Genomic DNA, 15914 nt, shown 5'->3' with positions numbered 1-15914 from the left:
GAAAATAGCTTGCCGCGGCAAGGTTAAACTAACCCGCGAAGTCATGAAAACAAGCTAAAGGACGGTAACTATGCTTATCAATTTGTTCTTAATTGCAATTCTTATCCTACTCACCGCTTTTTTTGTCGCTACTGAATTCGCTGTTATTCGAATTCGCCCCAGTAGAGTGGATCAAATGGTATTGGAAGGTAAGAAAAATGCCCTTGCTGTACAAACGGTTACCTCTAATTTAGATGGGTACTTGTCTGCTTGTCAGCTTGGCATCACGATTACGGCCTTGGGACTTGGTTGGCTCGGTGAACCAACAGTGGAAAAGCTTCTCAACCCATTGTTCCACTTCATCGGAGTTGGAGAAAGCTTGTCTCACATTTTGTCATTTAGTATCGCGTTTTTATCCATCACGTATCTCCATGTTGTACTCGGTGAACTAGCGCCTAAAACGTTAGCGATCCAAAAGGCAGAAGCCATTTCTTTACTAACAGCTCCTATCATTATTTTGTTTTATAAAATCATGTATCCTTTCATTTGGATGTTAAATGGGTCGGCGAACAAGCTGGTAAGGATTTTCGGCATTAAATCTGCAGGTGAGCATGAAGAAGCACACTCGGAAGAGGAGATTCGTATTATTTTATCGGATAGTTATCAGAGCGGTAAAATAAATAAGACTGAGTTTCGTTATGTGAATCGAGTCTTCTCGTTTGATGAACTGCTGGCTCGGGAAATTATGGTGCCGCGTACGGATATGATTTGCCTTTATGCTAATAAATCGCTGGAAGAAAATATGAGTATTATTACGAAAGAACAATACACTCGTTTTCCAGTTGCTAAAGAAAACAAAGATGATATTATTGGGTTCGTTAATACCAAGCAGTTTTTCTTGAGTTACCTCAGTAACCCGGATTTTAATTTTAAATCTTTGCTTCAACCGATGATGACTGTTCCGGAAGTTATGCCAGTCAAAGCCCTTCTTAAGAAAATGCAGCAAGAAAATGTTCATATTGCGCTGCTTTTGGATGAGTATGGGGGAACTTCAGGTCTGATAACGATTGAGGATATTCTGGAGGAAATTGTTGGTGAAATTCGTGATGAATTTGATAAAGATGAAAAAAAAGAAATAGAGTCTTTAGGAGAAAATCACTATGCTGTGGAAGGTACCGCCTTGTTAAATGAGGTCAATCATGTATTAGGAATTGACATTGTTGATGAGAATGTGGACTCGATCGGTGGTTGGTTGTATGGCAAGCAACCGGAGCAGCAAATAGGTGAAGAATGGCAGTACGGTTCATTGACATTCATTGTACGTGAAAGAGACGCCAATCGAATCCGTAAAATTGAAATTATCAAACAGTAATCATTAATGATGATTAGTAATGGGGATCTGCGGAAGCAGGTCCTTTTTCTATGCTTAATCAAGCCGTACACAAGTGCAGGAACCGTTTCCCATCCTTGAGCATATCCTAGTGTAGGGGAAAGGACATTTTCCACCCTAAAAGTTGCACGAGGCAAACTTTTATGCATAGAGGAAAGGTGGAGGAATGTATGAAAAAAACCAGGTTATCAGCTTCATTAAAGCGACTTCTGATTTCCATCATTTTTCTATAGGATACAGCGCTTTCACGTACTTTCATCGCATTTCCAGTATGACGGACAGATATGGTATACTAATATATCGGTTGTCGAATAGAAAGATTGATGATGAATGGTACGGAGGAGTGAGTTTCACAATGTGTGGTATTACGGGTGTAATGTATTTTGAAGATAGAGAACCAACCACTGCAATGTTGCAGCAAATGACAGATGTTATTGTTCATCGGGGTCCGAACGATTCAGGTTTTTGGACGGATAATCGAATTGGTCTTGGCTTTCGCCGCTTGTCTGTTATTGACCTGAAAGAAGGACATCAGCCTTTGGCTAATGAGGATGATTCTGTGTGGATCATTTTCAACGGGGAAATTTATAATTATAAAGCCCTGCGCAGCATGCTGCAGGAGCGTGGACATCAATTCCGCACGCAAAGTGATACGGAGGTTATCGTTCACCTCTATGAGGAGTATGGAGAGGAATGCGTCAAATACATGCGCGGCATGTTTGGCTTCGTTATCTGGGACAAGAAAAAGAAGCAGCTGTTCGGTGCGAGAGACCACTTCGGCATTAAGCCGTTTTACTATCATGTCAATGACCGTCAGTTCTTGTTTGGCTCCGAAATTAAGAGCTTGCTGGCTGCGGACGGCATGAACCGGTTGATCCATACGGACAGCTTGCTGAACTATCTGACCTTTCAATACGTGCCGGAGCCTAACACTATGTTCCATGGCATACATAAGCTTCCTCCAGGGCATACGGTCAAAATAACGTTCGACGGAGAAATGTCGATACATAAATATTGGGATCCTATGTTTGAGCCGGAGGAGCGCCCGTTTGACGAGTACGTGGAACAAATTCGTGAAACATTGAAGGATTCGGTCAAGCTCCACATGGTGAGTGATGTGGATCGCGGCTGTTTCTTGTCGAGCGGGATTGACTCGACGGCGATTGCTACACATATGCGGAATATCGAACCGATCCGCACGTTCTCCGTTGGCTTCGAAGGTGCCAACAATGAAACGCCGATTGCCGCCCAAACGGCTGCGACACTCGGCACAGAGCATTACGACAAAATCATCACGCAGGATGATTTCTTCGGCACGATGCCGAAGGCGATCTGGCACCAGGACGAGCCTGTCGCCGATCCATCGGCCATTGCCCTTTATCACGTGGCGAAGCTTGCGCGCGAGCAAGTGACGGTTGTTCTGTCCGGCGAAGGCGCGGACGAGCTGTTCGGCGGCTACCGCATTTATCGCGAGCCGCAATCATTGCGTCCGATCGACCAGCTGCCGCCATCGGTGAAGCGCATGTTGAACCGCTTTGCCCGGATGCTGCCAAGCAGTGTGAAGGGCCGCAACTACTTACTGCGAGGCACGACACCGCTTGAGGAGCGTTTCCTCGGCAACGCCAAGATTTTCTCCGAGGATATGAAAGCGGAGGTGCTGCGCCTTGATAGTGAGATGCTGCGCAACTATAAGAATCCAGTGCAAATTGCTGGCGATTATTACAGCAAGACGAAGCATCTTGATCCAGTGAGCCGGATGCAGTATATCGACATGAATCTATGGATGCCTGGCGATATTCTGATGAAGGCTGACAAGATGACGATGGCACACTCACTCGAGCTGCGTGTCCCTTTCCTCGATAAGGAGCTGTTCGAAGTGGCACGCCGCATTCCAGCAAAGTACCGAATCGCGAATGGAACGACGAAATACATTTTCCGCAAGGCGATGGAAGGTATTATCCCTGATCCCATCCTGAACCGTCCGAAGCTGGGCTTCCCGGTACCGCTGCGCGATTGGATGAAAGGTTCGATGGGCGATATGGTCCTAGAGCAAATTAAGTCCAGCGGGATTGAGGATTATATTGACATCAACGCTGTGGAGCGCATGCTGCATAAGCATCGTAATAATCAGGGCGACTATGCTCGCCGCATTTGGACTATCTATATATTTGCCCTCTGGCATGTGACATTCATGGAGGAACTGCCTAAGAAAGTGCTCGCTGCTTACTAGGTCTACTAATGACGTAGAGACAGGGGATGGGAAAACGTGGGATCTTATAAATTACTTGCCCTCGATATGGACGGCACCTTGCTGGACGATGACAAAAAAATATCAGTTGAAAACCGAGAAGCGATTCAGGAAGCCACTAAAGCGGGTAAGATCGTTATTATGTCTACAGGACGCGGAGCTGTAAGCGCCATGCCTTATATTCAGGAGCTAGGGCTTACCTCACCGCTTGTCGTGGTAAATGGGAGTGAGGTATGGGAGTCTCCGACTAAATTACTTAAGCGGACCCTGCTTCCTGCTGAGACGGTACGTAATTTGCATAGTGTAGCTCAAACGTATGATTGTTGGTGGTGGGCTTATTCAGTGGAAGGTGTGTTCAATCGCGAGAGCGAAGCCATGGACATTGACAGCCAAGAATGGCTAAAGTTCGGTTATTTCACCGAAAATATGGAGAAACTGCAGCAAATTCGGGACATCGTTGAGGGATGGGGAACACTTGAAATAACGAATTCCCATCCATCTAATATTGAACTTAACCCATTAGGCATTAGTAAGGCGAGCGGCGTGGAGACAGTATGTCAGCTTCTAGGCATTAGCATGTCCGAAGTCATTGCGATGGGGGATAGTGAAAACGACATCGCGATGATTCGCGAAGTAGGTCTTGGTGTAGCTATGGGCAATGCACAGGATGAAGTAAAACGTATTGCCGATGTTACGACCGTTACCAACAATGAACATGCCATTGCTAAAGTGATTCGCACTTATATGCTGTAAAGTAGAAGTGATAAACCGCTTAGATTGGAGGAGATGCGATCTATGATCACCTTAGGCTGGACATTAGTTATCCTTTTATTTGTAGTGGGTATGATTGGTGCTGTTTATCCGGTGCTGCCCGGTGTGTTAGCGATTTATGGAGCTTTCTTCATCTATGGTTGGTTGATTAGCTTCGAACCGTTCGGCGTATGGTTCTGGATTATCCAATCCTTGATTGTCATCATCATTATGGTGGCCGATTACGCGGTAGGGGCGTTAGGGGTTAAAAAGTTTGGAGGCTCTAAGGCGGCTATCATCGGAAGTACAATTGGTCTTATCATTGGGCCTTTTGTTATTCCAGCTTTCGGCTTACTCATTGGCCCCTTCTTAGGTGCAGTGATTGGTGAAATCATCATCGGTACGTCGTGGAAAAAGGCGATAAGTGCCGGTGTCGGCTCTGTGCTCGGTTTCTTTGCAAGCAGTGCGGTGAAAATTGCGCTTCAGCTAGCGATGATTATTATCTTTTTAATCTGGGTTTTTTAATGGAATGAATACTGTAAGAGAGTAGGAACGGACTTGACGAAGGAAACCAAAGATTCTCTAGTAAAAGGGACGCTCATTCTCACCGTGGCCGCGCTAATAGCGCGGTTTCTCGGCGTTTTCCAGCGAATTCCGCTGGTACACTTGCTTCATGAAGAAGGAATGGGCAGTTATTCCATTGCTTTTAATCTATATTCGATCTTACTTGTTGTAGCAACAGCCGGTATCCCCAGCGCACTAAGCAAAATGGTGTCCGAGAAATATGCGATCGGAAGACCTGCAGAAGCGCAGCGGATTTATCGCGCGGCAATATGGTTCGCAATCGTAGCGGGAGTCGTGATGACGGTACTGCTATATGTCTTTGCACCGATCTATGCCGAGCACATTTCGCATGGTGGACCGGATGCCACACTAGCTACTCGCGCTATAGCGCCAGCTATGCTGTTCTTCCCGCTTATTGCCATTATGCGGGGCTATTTCCAAGGTAGACAAAACATGATGCCTAACGGGATTTCACAGGTTGTGGAACAAGTATTCAGACTCGTAACCTCAATTGGACTGGCATATATTTTATTGAATATTAGCTTAGGTTGGGGAGTTGCAGGCGCATCTTTCGGAGGGGTCATGGGAGGGATTGCGGCACTTGCCGTTATGCTTTACTATGCCTTGAAGCTGAAGCGTAGAGATGCGCAGTCGAACATAGCGGCCGAACAGATAGCTGCGGGAAGCACGCAATCGCCACAATCACATACGCCAGTTCGTTATAGTGAAATCTATCGCAGCTTATTGAAGCTGTCGATTCCGATCGTTATTTTCTCAGTGACGGTTACACTTGTGTATGCGATCGATACTTCTATCATTATCCCGCTCTTAGAAGGGACAATTGGCAGAAGTGAAGCGCTAGGGCTTGTTGGTATCATAGGAGGACGTGCCCAGTCATTGGCGGGGATTCCAATTATTTTGGCCATCGCGCTTAGTCAATCTGTCGTTCCCATCATCTCAGCGGCCTATTCCCGCAAAGATTTGAAACAGGTTGGCCACCATACTACAAGGGTGCTTCAACTCTCGATTCTTTCTGGGTTACCGGCTGTATTGGTAATCGCCATTGCTGCCCGTCCATTAGACTTCTTCATGTTCGGGCATGAGGATACCGCTTTCGGTATGAGTCATGGACCTCACATGATTTCACTGCTCACATTAGGAGCTATGTTTCAAATTGTGATGCAAACATCGGGCGCTGTCCTTATGGGCATGGGCCGAATGAAACCGCTGATGCTGCATGTTGCTGTTGGTATTGCAGTCAAGCTAGCTGGTAGCTTCTTACTTGCGCAGTGGTTTGGCATCTATGGAATCATTGGCTCAACGGGTCTTTGTTTTATTGTCATGTCTTGGCTCAATTTACGATCGCTTCGTAAAGAAGTCGACTTTACGATCCTCGGACGTCGTTTCATCGGATTACTGTTTTCCATTGTTGTCATAGTTATCCTTGGTCTAGGAGCAGAATGGCTAACACATACGTATGTGCATCCAACTAGCTGGTATCGACTGAATGAAGGAATAAATGCTGTACTTGTTTGTGGCTTCTCGGCTGCCTTGTATCCATTGATGCTGATGGTAACACGTGTTGTAACGAAGGATGATGTGAAAAACTTCCCATCGCCAGTGCAAAAGCTAATCGGCAAAGTGAGTCGTCTTACCAAACGTTCCTAGCCAAGCCAACTGAGTCACCGAATCACTTTCTTAATTGCTTGGGCAGCTACAATGCCTAACTCAATCTTACTTAAACCAAAGTACACTTCTTTCGTTAAATCATAAGGAATCGGTACAGGAATGGATCGCATATGCACCAGCGGCTCCTTCACACTCGTGAACCAGTCACCAGGCTCTACAGGGGCCAAGTTCCTGTCAGGCCATACCGATGTAAGCTTAGGACTATAAAACGGCTGTGTTCCTTTCTTAAGGGCGCAGCCATCCAGCCTCTCCTGATATTTTACTTCGGGAGGGGTTTTTCTTATTTGGGCAAACAGGTGAGGCCAGTAATCAGACCGTGATCCAGTGTGGGGAGTTGTGGCCGCAAATCTAAGCACTTCTTGAAGTACATCAGGTGCTCCGAAAAGTATCGCATACAAGCTTTTTCCGAATTCGATGCGTTCTGTTAAGCTAGCGAAATTCTCAAGTATAAGTCCAGCCAGATTCGGCTGAAGTGCTTGTGTTTCAATCGATGCGGGAAAAAAGGGAAACCCGATTTGATTCAATTGCAGCCATGCTTGTGTTTTGAACAAAGGCGTATTTAACACGTTTTGCTGAATCTGTTTATTCTTTACGATTCGTTTATCGATATAGTTTTGCTCATTAACAATAAGTGCAATCGTTAGCGCGGCAGATTCTTGATACATCCAAAAGTCCTTCCAAACAGGAACCATCCAGGACGAGATGTCCATATGAGGCAGGAGATGAAACAAACTCATCTTTCGTCTCTTACTTTCGCCGTAGAGCAGTAGTTGTGGATAAGCATCTTGAAAAATAAGACCGTTTGCTCGTTCCAGAAAAGCAAATAGATGCTGGGCCAATTCATTGCTTATCAAAAGCGGCAGAAGCTCCCCACGAAGATCGGTCATGCACCAACCCCCGTTGCGTGAAACCATATGGGCAAGCAGTGCCCAGTGAAGTTCAGGATTGTCCTGATAACAAGACCAATAGGCGTTAGTTCGTGTCACATTATTTCTGTTTTCTTGCTGGGTGCGATCCTTGATTCGATGCAAAATCGCCCTCTCATCTGTCGAGAGAGGAGAACTTACGACACCACTTTGCTGCAGATCTAATTGATGTTTTAAGTCCTTTTCCAGCCGTCCTATGAATGCTGTTGTGACAGGAATTTCCTCCAAAGGGTCAACTATTTTATCGGAGGAATGCAAAAGCAGCGATGCTTGCTGTTTGAACAGCTGTGCGACTGCGTTCGGCAGTCCTCTCATTTTATTGAGAACGCCTTTAACGTCCTTACCTCTTGGTTTGACTGTTCCTCCCAACACCTAATACCTCCCCAGCCTTCTCCGAATCTTTACCTCTAGTGTTTACTTATTCACTTACAGGTATGTGGAAACGCGGCCAATTATGGCTATGGCTTCCATCATCGAAAAAGTCAAAGGTTCCTTAGGACGAGCACAACGAATGTGTGGGCAAGTGATCAGATCAAGGCCGTTGCGGGAAAATGGAAAAGGGGGCCACATGGCCCCTTTTTCATCGTAAAAAAGATATATTGGAATGATTGTAATAACTACTCCGGTTTGCTGTTGATATTCTGGTACTCCGGTAAATCCCCCAGATTCATAGCTTCAATATGCCTTTTTGTTTCAGTCGTCCCCAACTGGTACACAAGAAAATAAATATCCTTAAGCCGCTCATCATAAGCGCGATTTTTCATGTCCTGATCTTTTTCTGGGAACGCCTCGTACGGAGTACTTGCCCGTTTCACCAATTGTTTATCTACCAGATTGATTTCCCGGAATTGTTCAACGAGCAGGAGAAGCTCAGCTTCATCAGCGCGGATCTCGAACTCATAATGGTCTCGAATGAGCACGTCACTGGCTGGCACGACTTCTTGCCTTCCGACGCTAACCCAGTATGTTGTTTTTGGCATGCTGTATCACTCCTTATCTCATCTTTATTACTATTTACCCCGAAGTCGATGCTTAGAAACTTATAAATATAACTCCAAAATTCGATTTTAGAGTCGTTTAGCAGCTTTGTGAAGGTAGATCGACTATAGTGGTTACCAATGTTGTAATTGATACAACAATTCACACGTCAAAAGGCTATTTTGTAAGTAGAAGTTGTAGTTTGTACAACATTTCGAACCCATTTGTTGCGAATTGGCCTTTATTGGGCCAAATTGTTGTACATTATGCAACAACGAAGGGAAATCGGCGGGATCTAGGCAGAATTGTTGCACTATATACAACATCATTCAATAGAGAAGACGGATCATTCAAACCTTATATCCCACGTGTAATTATAAATGTAAAAAGACCCGAGAGAGGTCACTTTTTTCAAAGTGTCCATCTTTCGGGTCTCTGTTCATAAGTCTACTGCGGACAGCCCCCATGGCAGAAATCACTCATCCGTCTTTTCCGAATTGGTTTGCTCTGTTCCGGGTTTAATCACACGTCCGGTTCGATGGAGCGCTTCACGCAGCAAATACTCGATATGACCGTTCACACTGCGGAATTCATCCTCCGCCCAACGTTCCAAAGCCTCGTACAGCTTAGGATCAAGTCGGAGCGGGAAATTTTTCTTAGGAGCCATAGCCCTGGTCCCGTTAGTACAACGAACCGGTATTAATTACCGGACTCGCTGAGCGGTCCGATACAATCGCAACAAGAAGATTGTTAATCATGGCCGCTTTCCTCTCTTCATCCAGGTGGAGACCTTCGGATTCCAAACGAGCAATAGCCATCTGAACCATACCCACAGCGCCATCAACAATAATTTGGCGAGCGGATAAAATAGCAGAAGCCTGCTGGCGTTGAAGCATGGCACTGGCAATTTCAGTCGAATAAGCAAGGTGGGTCAGGCGGGACTCGATGACCTCTACACCTGCTACAGACAGACGCTGCTGCAGTTCAAGGCTAAGCTCAGCGGCAACTTCATCTGCATTGCCCCTAAGTGAGTAGCCTTCGCTTTCAAAACGGTCATAAGGATATTTGCTGGCGACATGACGCAGCGCCGTTTCACTTTGAATTTCAACGAACTTTTCGTAGCTGTCCACATCAAAGAGGGCCTTGTAGGTATCGACTACTTTAAACACGATGACGGCCGCAATCTCGATAGGATTTCCTTCAATATCGTTTACTTTCAGCTTCACACTGTTAAAATTGCGCACCCGCAATGAAATTTTCTTTCTGTTTGAAAAAGGGACAATGAGCCATAGGCCGCTCTTTCGAATTGTACCTAAGTAGCTGCCGAAGAAAGTGATGACAGAAGCTTCATTCGGATTAACAGCAGTGATCGTCGAGACGAATATCAGCCCCAGAATAATAAGGATGATGCCCGGCGCAATTCGTTCTTGTGTAAGAAGGAAAACGCCAACCCCACCGCCGATAATAAATAACAGTAAACCGAGAAAACCGTTCAATGACCAAGCATTCGTTTCTTTCATTCCTGCAGCTCCCCTTAGAAGAATATCTTTTTGATATTTATATGATATCACTTTTTACTTTTATTGTAAATGTATTTCAAGCAGAACGCAGCCTATTTTTTAAACTTGACACAATTGCTAGGGCATGCTATAAGTTAATAAATTCTAAGCAGTGAGGTGCTCGTCATGATTAAAGTATCCAATGAACAAGCTTTTCAAGAACAAATCTCGCAGCCTACGTTGACCATTGCTGTATTCAAAGCAAGTTGGTGCAAAGACTGCCATTATATCGAACCCTTCATGCCGGCAGTGGAAGAAGCTTATGCTGGGCGTATCACATTCATCGAGTTAGACCGCGACGAAGTACCTGATCTTTGTGAGCAGTTGAACATCCTTGGTATACCGAGCTTTATCGCCTTCCGTGGAGGCCAAGAACTGGTTCGTTTCGTCAGTAAACTACGTAAAACACGCGAAGAAATTGAGGAGTTCCTTAACCGTGCTATCGAAGTGTCCGATGCCCTAAAGTCATAAGCACAAAAAAATCTCTCTTTTGAGTAAATGGGGTCAAGTATGACCCCATTTAGCCAAAGAGAGATTTTTTTAACCAAATTTACATCATATATCTAGGATCGATACCCATACTCAGGGGTATAGGTGTTAGCATTCAGCGATTGGTTTTTGCGAAATGTTTCATAAGCTTTAGGATCACGGTTCGAGTCAGATTCGACAAGGATAAGGATTTTACCATCCTTAACGTAATTGTCATAATCCTTGGCCTCGTTCTCGGGAATACCTAAGCCGATCAAACCACCGACAAGGCCGCCTGCACCCGCGCCAACGGCTGCTCCGGTCAAAGTCGCGACAATTGGTCCAGCTGCTATGATGGGGCCTATACCTGGAATGGCGAGTGCACCAATACCCAGCAGTAATCCCGTAACGCCACCCAATACACCGCCAGCAGCAGCGCCTGTAGCAAGTCCTTCTTCCGCTTTGGTTTCAGTTTCATTCTCAATATGACTTAAGTCTTCGTTATTCCGACCAATAACCGAGATATCATCTGCTCTGTAGCCTTCTGCTTTGAGTTGGTTAATCACGCGAATGGCTTCTTCTTCCGAATTGAATACTCCAATAATGTGCTTACCCATAGATAAAACCTCCTGCGATCGATTTTGGTTGAACAGCAATAATTTGTTGCTCATCTTTTATTTACCCTTGTCCAAAAAGTTGAAACATTGAATGCCTTATGAACTTCATGACGGCCTACCGCGTGGTTTCGGAGCTTTGTAACAATTGCGAATGGATTTGCCTACTTATTACAGCTATAATTGAAAGCGGAACAACATCATTCGACATGATTAACAGAAGTCACGACATAAAAGTAGGTGCAATCATGCAAAAATTGATTCAAAGATTAGCGAATCTTTCCGCCATTGGCATGTTTCTTATTCTTGCAATGGGTGCCTTAGTTACGAAGGCTGACGCAGGTAGAGGCTGCGGAGATGAGTGGCCCCTGTGTCATGGGAAATTCGTCCCGGCACATACGATTTCATCGCTTATTGAGTACAGCCATCGATTGGTTGTCGGCATTGTGACGTTAATCCTGGTTGCTACATTCATCCTTGTATTTCGTTATGTGAAACGTAGAGATGCCAAATTTTTCATCTCTGCTACGGTATTGATGACGCTCATTCAGGCAGCAATGGGTGCTATGGCTGTCGTATGGCCGCAATCTTCACTCGTCTTGGCATTACATTTTGGATTATCCTTATTGGCCTTTGCTTTTTCTTTGCTATTAGCCATTGTTTTTACGCCTTGGGGGCAATTCCAGCGTGATACGGCCATTCGCAGCAGTTTTAAAGCCCTTATATGGATAACGACGATTTACAGCTATGTCGTTGTTTATCTGGGTGCATTCGTTCGTCACACGGTTTCATCTGGTGGATGTTCGGGCTGGCCTTTATGCAATGGGGAAGTAGTCCCTGAACTTAGCGGGGCAACGGGTATTGTCTTTACCCACCGTGTAGCGGCATTACTGCTTTTTATATGTATTTTGTTTCTTTACTTACAAGCCAAACGTTATTATCATGGCTCAGACAAGCTAAGATTTGGCAGCAAATGGGCGCTAATTTTAGTGTCTCTTCAAGTGATTAGCGGTGCCGTTGTGACCTGGTCAATGGGGAATGAAGTCGCTTATTTATTTACCGGCATGATTCACGCGGTTATTGTTTCTTGCATGTTTGGATTCTTATGTTACTTATGCGTACTTACGCTATATGACCGCAAAGCTTAATACCTGACGGACGAGCTCCTTGGAAGCACGGCAGGGCTACCTTTGCGGTAGAGGAGGCCTTCTGACGCGGAAGGCTATTTCCTTTTTACTTACAATTACTCATCTACAATCTCACAGTCAAAGGTGGAACATACATGGTACCAACGAATTTACGAGCTTTTCTAGACATTTTGCGCCGCGAAAATCAACTGATTGAAATCTCCGCTCCAGTAGACCCAAATTTAGAACTCGCCGAGATTCATCGTAGAGTCATTGATGAGCAAGGCCCAGCCTTGCTGTTCACGAATGTCAAAGGAAGTTCATTCCCTGTCGTCTCCAATCTGTTCGGGACAACAAGACGCGTTGATCTTGCCTTCGGCCCCAAGCCGGAGCAATTCATGAAAGCGGTTATTAACGCTACAAGCACGTTAATGCCTCCAACGCCGCAAGCGCTCTGGGGCGAACGTGCTCTCATTATGGATCTGTTGAAGGTTGGAACGAAGAAAGTACAGCCGAATCAAGCGCCGATTCTCGGCGGCTTGAAGCAGGACAACCCACTCGCAGGACTGCCTGTCCTGACGAGCTGGCAAGAAGATGGCGGTCCGTTCGTCACGCTGCCGCTTGTCTACACTGAGCATCCGGACGGCGGTCATCATAACCTCGGCATGTATCGCATGCAGGTTTATGATGATTTCACCACCGGGATGCACTGGCAAATACATAAAGGCGGCGGCTTCCATTACCATGAAGCCGAGAAACGCAACAAGCCGCTGCCCGTCACCGTGTTCCTGGGCGGCCCGCCTGCGCTCATCGCCTCAGCGATTGCGCCAGTGCCCGAGCACCTGCCCGAGCTGATGCTCGCTTCGCTCATCCTCGGGCAGAAGCTCCCCATGGTGGAGAACCCCCATGGGGGGCACCGCCTCGTGGCCGAGGCGGAGTTCGCGATATGCGGTGTCGTTCCGCCGCATACGAGACGTGCCGAAGGGCCGTTCGGCGACCACTTCGGGTATTACTCACTCATCCATGATTTCCCGGTTTTCAACGTGAATCATGTATGGCACCGCAAAGACGCGATCTATCCAGCAACGATCGTGGGTAAACCGCGCCAAGAAGATTACTTCCTTGGCGAATTCCTGCAAAGACTTCTTGAGCCCGCGTTTCCAATGGCGATGCCGGGTGTTAAAGACCTCTGGACGTATGCAGAGACCGGGTTCCACCCGCTCGCAGCTGCCGTCGTCCGTGAGAGTTATAGCCGTGAGGCGCTTGGCACGGCATTCCGCATTCTAGGTGAGGGTCAGCTGTCACTCACCAAGTTCTTGATTGTCACTGACAAGCCGACTGTCTTGGCTAACTTCACAGAGCTGCTTGAAACTGTGCTGGAGCGTTTTGATCCAGGACGTGACCTATTCATCTTCAACAAAACATCGCATGATACGCTTGATTATACAGGTGGCCAGCTTAATCACGGCAGCAAAGCAGTCCTTCTCGGCACAGGCGACCCTGTACGCGAGCTGCCAAGAGCCTACACCGCCGGAGAGCTGCCTGAGATCCATGATATCGCCGTTTACTGCGGCGGATGTCTGCTTGTCTCAGGGGCATCTTACGCGGCGGAGCCGGAGCTGCCACAGCGTCTGCTGGCGAATGCAGCCAGCCGCTTAACCGAGTGGCCGCTAGTCATCTTAGTGGATGATGCCAGCGGCATCGCGAAGGACCAAACCAAGTTCTTATGGACTGTGTTCACTCGTTTCAATCCGGCAAGCGATATGTACGCGCAGTCCAGCGTAAATCGTCATCATATCGCTTATGAAGTTCCGATTGTGATTGATGCTCGTATGAAACCGGGATACCCCGATGAGCTGTTCCCGCGGGAAGATATCGTGGAACTCGTGGATCGCCGCTGGAAGGAATATTTCGCATGAATGCGGATCGGTTCCGTTCCTTTTATCCACATGCAGGATTTGTACTGGTGTATATCCTTTGGGGCATTAATTTAGCTTCGCTGAAGATTGGGGGAAGAGAGTGGGATTCCTTCGTTTTTAACGGGTTGCGCTTCGCGAGTATGATTCCGATGCTGTGGGTCTATACTTACTTTTATTATCGATCGCGTTCGCTGAAGATACAGATTGCCGGTAGAGATATTCTCCTTATATGTGGATTAGGCATTCTCAATGCTATTGGCATGGAAGCCCTTCTGCAGTATGCCTTGCAGTTTTCTAACTCCGCGAATGGCGCTGTACTAGGACGCGGCTTCATGCCCGTCATAACGGTTCTTTTCGCTTTAATAGCTGGTCAAGTGAGGCTCACATGGCGCATCCTTATAGGGATTCCATTAGCTTTATGCAGTGTAATCATCATAGTCTCAGGTGGGGTTGATGGATTCCATCTTGGAGGAGAAACGTTTAAAGGAGATATCCTGTTACTGATGCGCAGTGTTATGGGAGCCATTTATCTCATCGGTATGAATCGACTTGTATTACGTTATCCGCTGCCGCTGTTGATTTCGCTTGAAATGACAGCGGGGGCGCTTTCGTTATTGCCCTTCGTACTCTTGCGTGCTGACGCTGCCTATTATGCGGCCATCTCTTCAACAGGTTGGATCAGCTTAATTTACACTTCCTTGTTGGCTACTGCCTTAGGTTTTTCTATACACAACTGGAGCTTAGCTAAGCTAGGGCCGTTCAAATCTTCTGCTTATGGATACTTACTTCCTGTAACAGCAGCTATTGCAGGCTTCATTTTTTTACATGAGTCTATCTCTCTGTATCAGTGTTTGGGTGGTGTTGGGGTCTTGGCAGCTATGTATTTAGTGCAACGGGATCATTCACAGAAGGTGAAACAGACCCTGCTAAGCGAACAAACAGCAAAGCTATAACCGAACAAATTTGCTAGGATGAAAAAGGGGTGTGCCCGTGCTGCGAGTATTGTTCAATGAACCGAAACGAATCGATAGCGGACTTCTTTTAGACGCTGGCAACGCGGTGAGAACGTATATTGAACTGTTGGAATCTAAGGAGCATAGCCACCTAGCCTCAGAGTATCCCAAGTACCATAGACGGGCGATCTGGAGCAAGGGGTTTATCGATGCCCTGGATGAGCTGGAACAGAGCAAATATTGCTGTGAGCGTTACGCTGAGCATATCAGTAAGGCATTCTTGGAGGAAATGAATTCGCAAGAGATCGAAGAATATCATCGATTTGTTTATTTTTATAAAAATGCCTTCATTCGCTTGTTTTCGATCTTGGACAAATTGGGCACGTTTATGAATGATCTATTCGAGCTGAAAACAGAGACGCTTAAGTCTCGTTTCTCGTACTTTACCGTACTGCGCCGTATGCATGAAAAGCATATTCACGGTTCACTGGAGCTCCAGCTTTATAATCTCAAAATGGATTATAAATCGGCATTAGATCGACTGCGCAATCAACGTAATATGGAGATTCATTATATTAATGCTGAAATGCTGGATGATCTCATGCAAAAAGAACCAATTCCGGGAGAACGAATTCATGTTGAAAATGTGAAATCAAATGTCGCTGATCTGCAGCAGGGATTTGAAATGGTGTGCCGAACCTTAACAATAGCTTTCTCATATATTACGGCAAGTATTGCAAAGGGGTAAGA

General features: G+C 46.2%; 15 protein-coding genes. 10 read left to right on the top strand and 5 right to left on the bottom strand.

What is annotated here, in order from left to right; translation table 11 throughout:
- The first annotated feature begins 70 nt into the window (after window positions 1-70).
- The 5 genes from AC58UU_RS19710 to AC58UU_RS19690 all read left to right on the top strand — a co-directional run bounded on the left by AC58UU_RS19710 (window position 71) and on the right by AC58UU_RS19690 (window position 6599).
- The gene (locus AC58UU_RS19710; protein WP_497318436.1) at window positions 71-1351 is read left to right on the top strand and encodes a hemolysin family protein; all 1281 of its coding nucleotides are present in this window, start codon (window positions 71-73) and stop codon (window positions 1349-1351) included.
- 373 nt (window positions 1352-1724) lie between these two features.
- On the top strand, window positions 1725-3599 hold the full coding sequence (gene asnB / locus AC58UU_RS19705; RefSeq protein WP_497318600.1) for an asparagine synthase (glutamine-hydrolyzing): 1875 nt from the start codon (window positions 1725-1727) through the stop codon (window positions 3597-3599).
- 36 nt (window positions 3600-3635) lie between these two features.
- Complete coding sequence (locus AC58UU_RS19700; RefSeq protein WP_497318435.1) at window positions 3636-4370, top strand: Cof-type HAD-IIB family hydrolase; 735 nt, start codon at window positions 3636-3638, stop codon at window positions 4368-4370.
- Window positions 4371-4412: 42 nt separating this feature from the next.
- The gene (locus AC58UU_RS19695) at window positions 4413-4892 is read left to right on the top strand and encodes a DUF456 domain-containing protein (RefSeq protein ID WP_171641017.1); all 480 of its coding nucleotides are present in this window, start codon (window positions 4413-4415) and stop codon (window positions 4890-4892) included.
- Between the two features lie 33 nt (window positions 4893-4925).
- Window positions 4926-6599, top strand: a complete 1674-nt coding sequence (locus AC58UU_RS19690; RefSeq protein ID WP_497318434.1) for a putative polysaccharide biosynthesis protein — start codon at window positions 4926-4928, stop codon at window positions 6597-6599.
- Window positions 6600-6613: 14 nt separating this feature from the next.
- On the opposite strand, the gene AC58UU_RS19685 is transcribed toward AC58UU_RS19690, so the two are convergent.
- From AC58UU_RS19685 to AC58UU_RS19670, 4 genes are all read right to left on the bottom strand, one after another.
- Window positions 6614-7918 carry a DUF2515 family protein gene (locus AC58UU_RS19685; protein WP_497318433.1) on the bottom strand — a complete coding sequence of 435 codons (1305 nt, stop codon included), beginning with the start codon at window positions 7916-7918 and terminating at the stop codon, window positions 6614-6616.
- Window positions 7919-8163: 245 nt separating this feature from the next.
- Complete coding sequence (locus AC58UU_RS19680) at window positions 8164-8526, bottom strand: hypothetical protein (protein ID WP_497318432.1); 363 nt, start codon at window positions 8524-8526, stop codon at window positions 8164-8166.
- A 473-nt stretch (window positions 8527-8999) separates the two neighbouring features.
- A complete protein-coding gene (locus tag AC58UU_RS19675) occupies window positions 9000-9191 on the bottom strand; it encodes a type II toxin-antitoxin system antitoxin (RefSeq protein WP_171692761.1) in 192 nt (63 codons plus the stop codon).
- Between the two features lie 13 nt (window positions 9192-9204).
- Window positions 9205-10044 carry an SPFH domain-containing protein gene (locus tag AC58UU_RS19670; protein WP_497318431.1) on the bottom strand — a complete coding sequence of 280 codons (840 nt, stop codon included), beginning with the start codon at window positions 10042-10044 and terminating at the stop codon, window positions 9205-9207.
- A gap of 165 nt (window positions 10045-10209) precedes the next feature.
- Between AC58UU_RS19670 and AC58UU_RS19665 the strand changes: the two genes are divergently transcribed.
- Window positions 10210-10554, top strand: coding sequence for a thioredoxin family protein (locus tag AC58UU_RS19665; protein WP_497318430.1), 345 nt, complete (start codon window positions 10210-10212; stop codon window positions 10552-10554).
- Between the two features lie 92 nt (window positions 10555-10646).
- On the opposite strand, the gene AC58UU_RS19660 is transcribed toward AC58UU_RS19665, so the two are convergent.
- Entirely contained in the window at window positions 10647-11168 is a 522-nt protein-coding gene (locus tag AC58UU_RS19660) for a general stress protein (protein ID WP_497318429.1), read from the bottom strand.
- Between the two features lie 245 nt (window positions 11169-11413).
- On the opposite strand from AC58UU_RS19660, the gene AC58UU_RS19655 reads away from it, so the two are divergent.
- The 4 genes from AC58UU_RS19655 to AC58UU_RS19640 all read left to right on the top strand — a co-directional run bounded on the left by AC58UU_RS19655 (window position 11414) and on the right by AC58UU_RS19640 (window position 15912).
- The gene (locus AC58UU_RS19655; RefSeq protein ID WP_497318428.1) at window positions 11414-12313 is read left to right on the top strand and encodes a COX15/CtaA family protein; all 900 of its coding nucleotides are present in this window, start codon (window positions 11414-11416) and stop codon (window positions 12311-12313) included.
- A 134-nt stretch (window positions 12314-12447) separates the two neighbouring features.
- Window positions 12448-14211 carry a UbiD family decarboxylase gene (locus tag AC58UU_RS19650; protein WP_497318427.1) on the top strand — a complete coding sequence of 588 codons (1764 nt, stop codon included), beginning with the start codon at window positions 12448-12450 and terminating at the stop codon, window positions 14209-14211.
- Window positions 14208-15164, top strand: coding sequence for a DMT family transporter (locus tag AC58UU_RS19645; RefSeq protein ID WP_497318426.1), 957 nt, complete (start codon window positions 14208-14210; stop codon window positions 15162-15164). Before AC58UU_RS19650 ends, AC58UU_RS19645 begins: the two co-directional genes overlap by 4 nt.
- A gap of 37 nt (window positions 15165-15201) precedes the next feature.
- Window positions 15202-15912, top strand: coding sequence for a Cthe_2314 family HEPN domain-containing protein (locus AC58UU_RS19640; RefSeq protein WP_497318425.1), 711 nt, complete (start codon window positions 15202-15204; stop codon window positions 15910-15912).
- Window positions 15913-15914 lie beyond the last annotated feature (2 nt).

It is taken from the genome of Paenibacillus sp. JT22N1, from assembly GCF_059692155.1.
The sequence above is the reverse complement of the archived record's forward strand: the minus strand, read 5'-3'. Positions and strand labels throughout refer to the sequence as shown.

Excerpts from the sequence above, each read along its gene's own strand:
- AC58UU_RS19710 (WP_497318436.1), top strand. The coding sequence starts at position 71 with ATGCTTATCAATTTGTTCTTAATTGCAATTCTTATCCTACTCACCGCT.
- asnB (WP_497318600.1), top strand. The coding sequence starts at position 1,725 with ATGTGTGGTATTACGGGTGTAATGTATTTTGAAGATAGAGAACCAACC.
- AC58UU_RS19695 (WP_171641017.1), top strand. The coding sequence starts at position 4,413 with ATGATCACCTTAGGCTGGACATTAGTTATCCTTTTATTTGTAGTGGGT.
- AC58UU_RS19680 (WP_497318432.1), bottom strand. The coding sequence starts at position 8,526 with ATGCCAAAAACAACATACTGGGTTAGCGTCGGAAGGCAAGAAGTCGTG.
- AC58UU_RS19675 (WP_171692761.1), bottom strand. The coding sequence starts at position 9,191 with ATGGCTCCTAAGAAAAATTTCCCGCTCCGACTTGATCCTAAGCTGTAC.
- AC58UU_RS19670 (WP_497318431.1), bottom strand. The coding sequence starts at position 10,044 with ATGAAAGAAACGAATGCTTGGTCATTGAACGGTTTTCTCGGTTTACTG.
- AC58UU_RS19665 (WP_497318430.1), top strand. The coding sequence starts at position 10,210 with ATGATTAAAGTATCCAATGAACAAGCTTTTCAAGAACAAATCTCGCAG.
- AC58UU_RS19660 (WP_497318429.1), bottom strand. The coding sequence starts at position 11,168 with ATGGGTAAGCACATTATTGGAGTATTCAATTCGGAAGAAGAAGCCATT.
- AC58UU_RS19655 (WP_497318428.1), top strand. The coding sequence starts at position 11,414 with ATGCAAAAATTGATTCAAAGATTAGCGAATCTTTCCGCCATTGGCATG.
- AC58UU_RS19650 (WP_497318427.1), top strand. The coding sequence starts at position 12,448 with ATGGTACCAACGAATTTACGAGCTTTTCTAGACATTTTGCGCCGCGAA.
- AC58UU_RS19645 (WP_497318426.1), top strand. The coding sequence starts at position 14,208 with ATGAATGCGGATCGGTTCCGTTCCTTTTATCCACATGCAGGATTTGTA.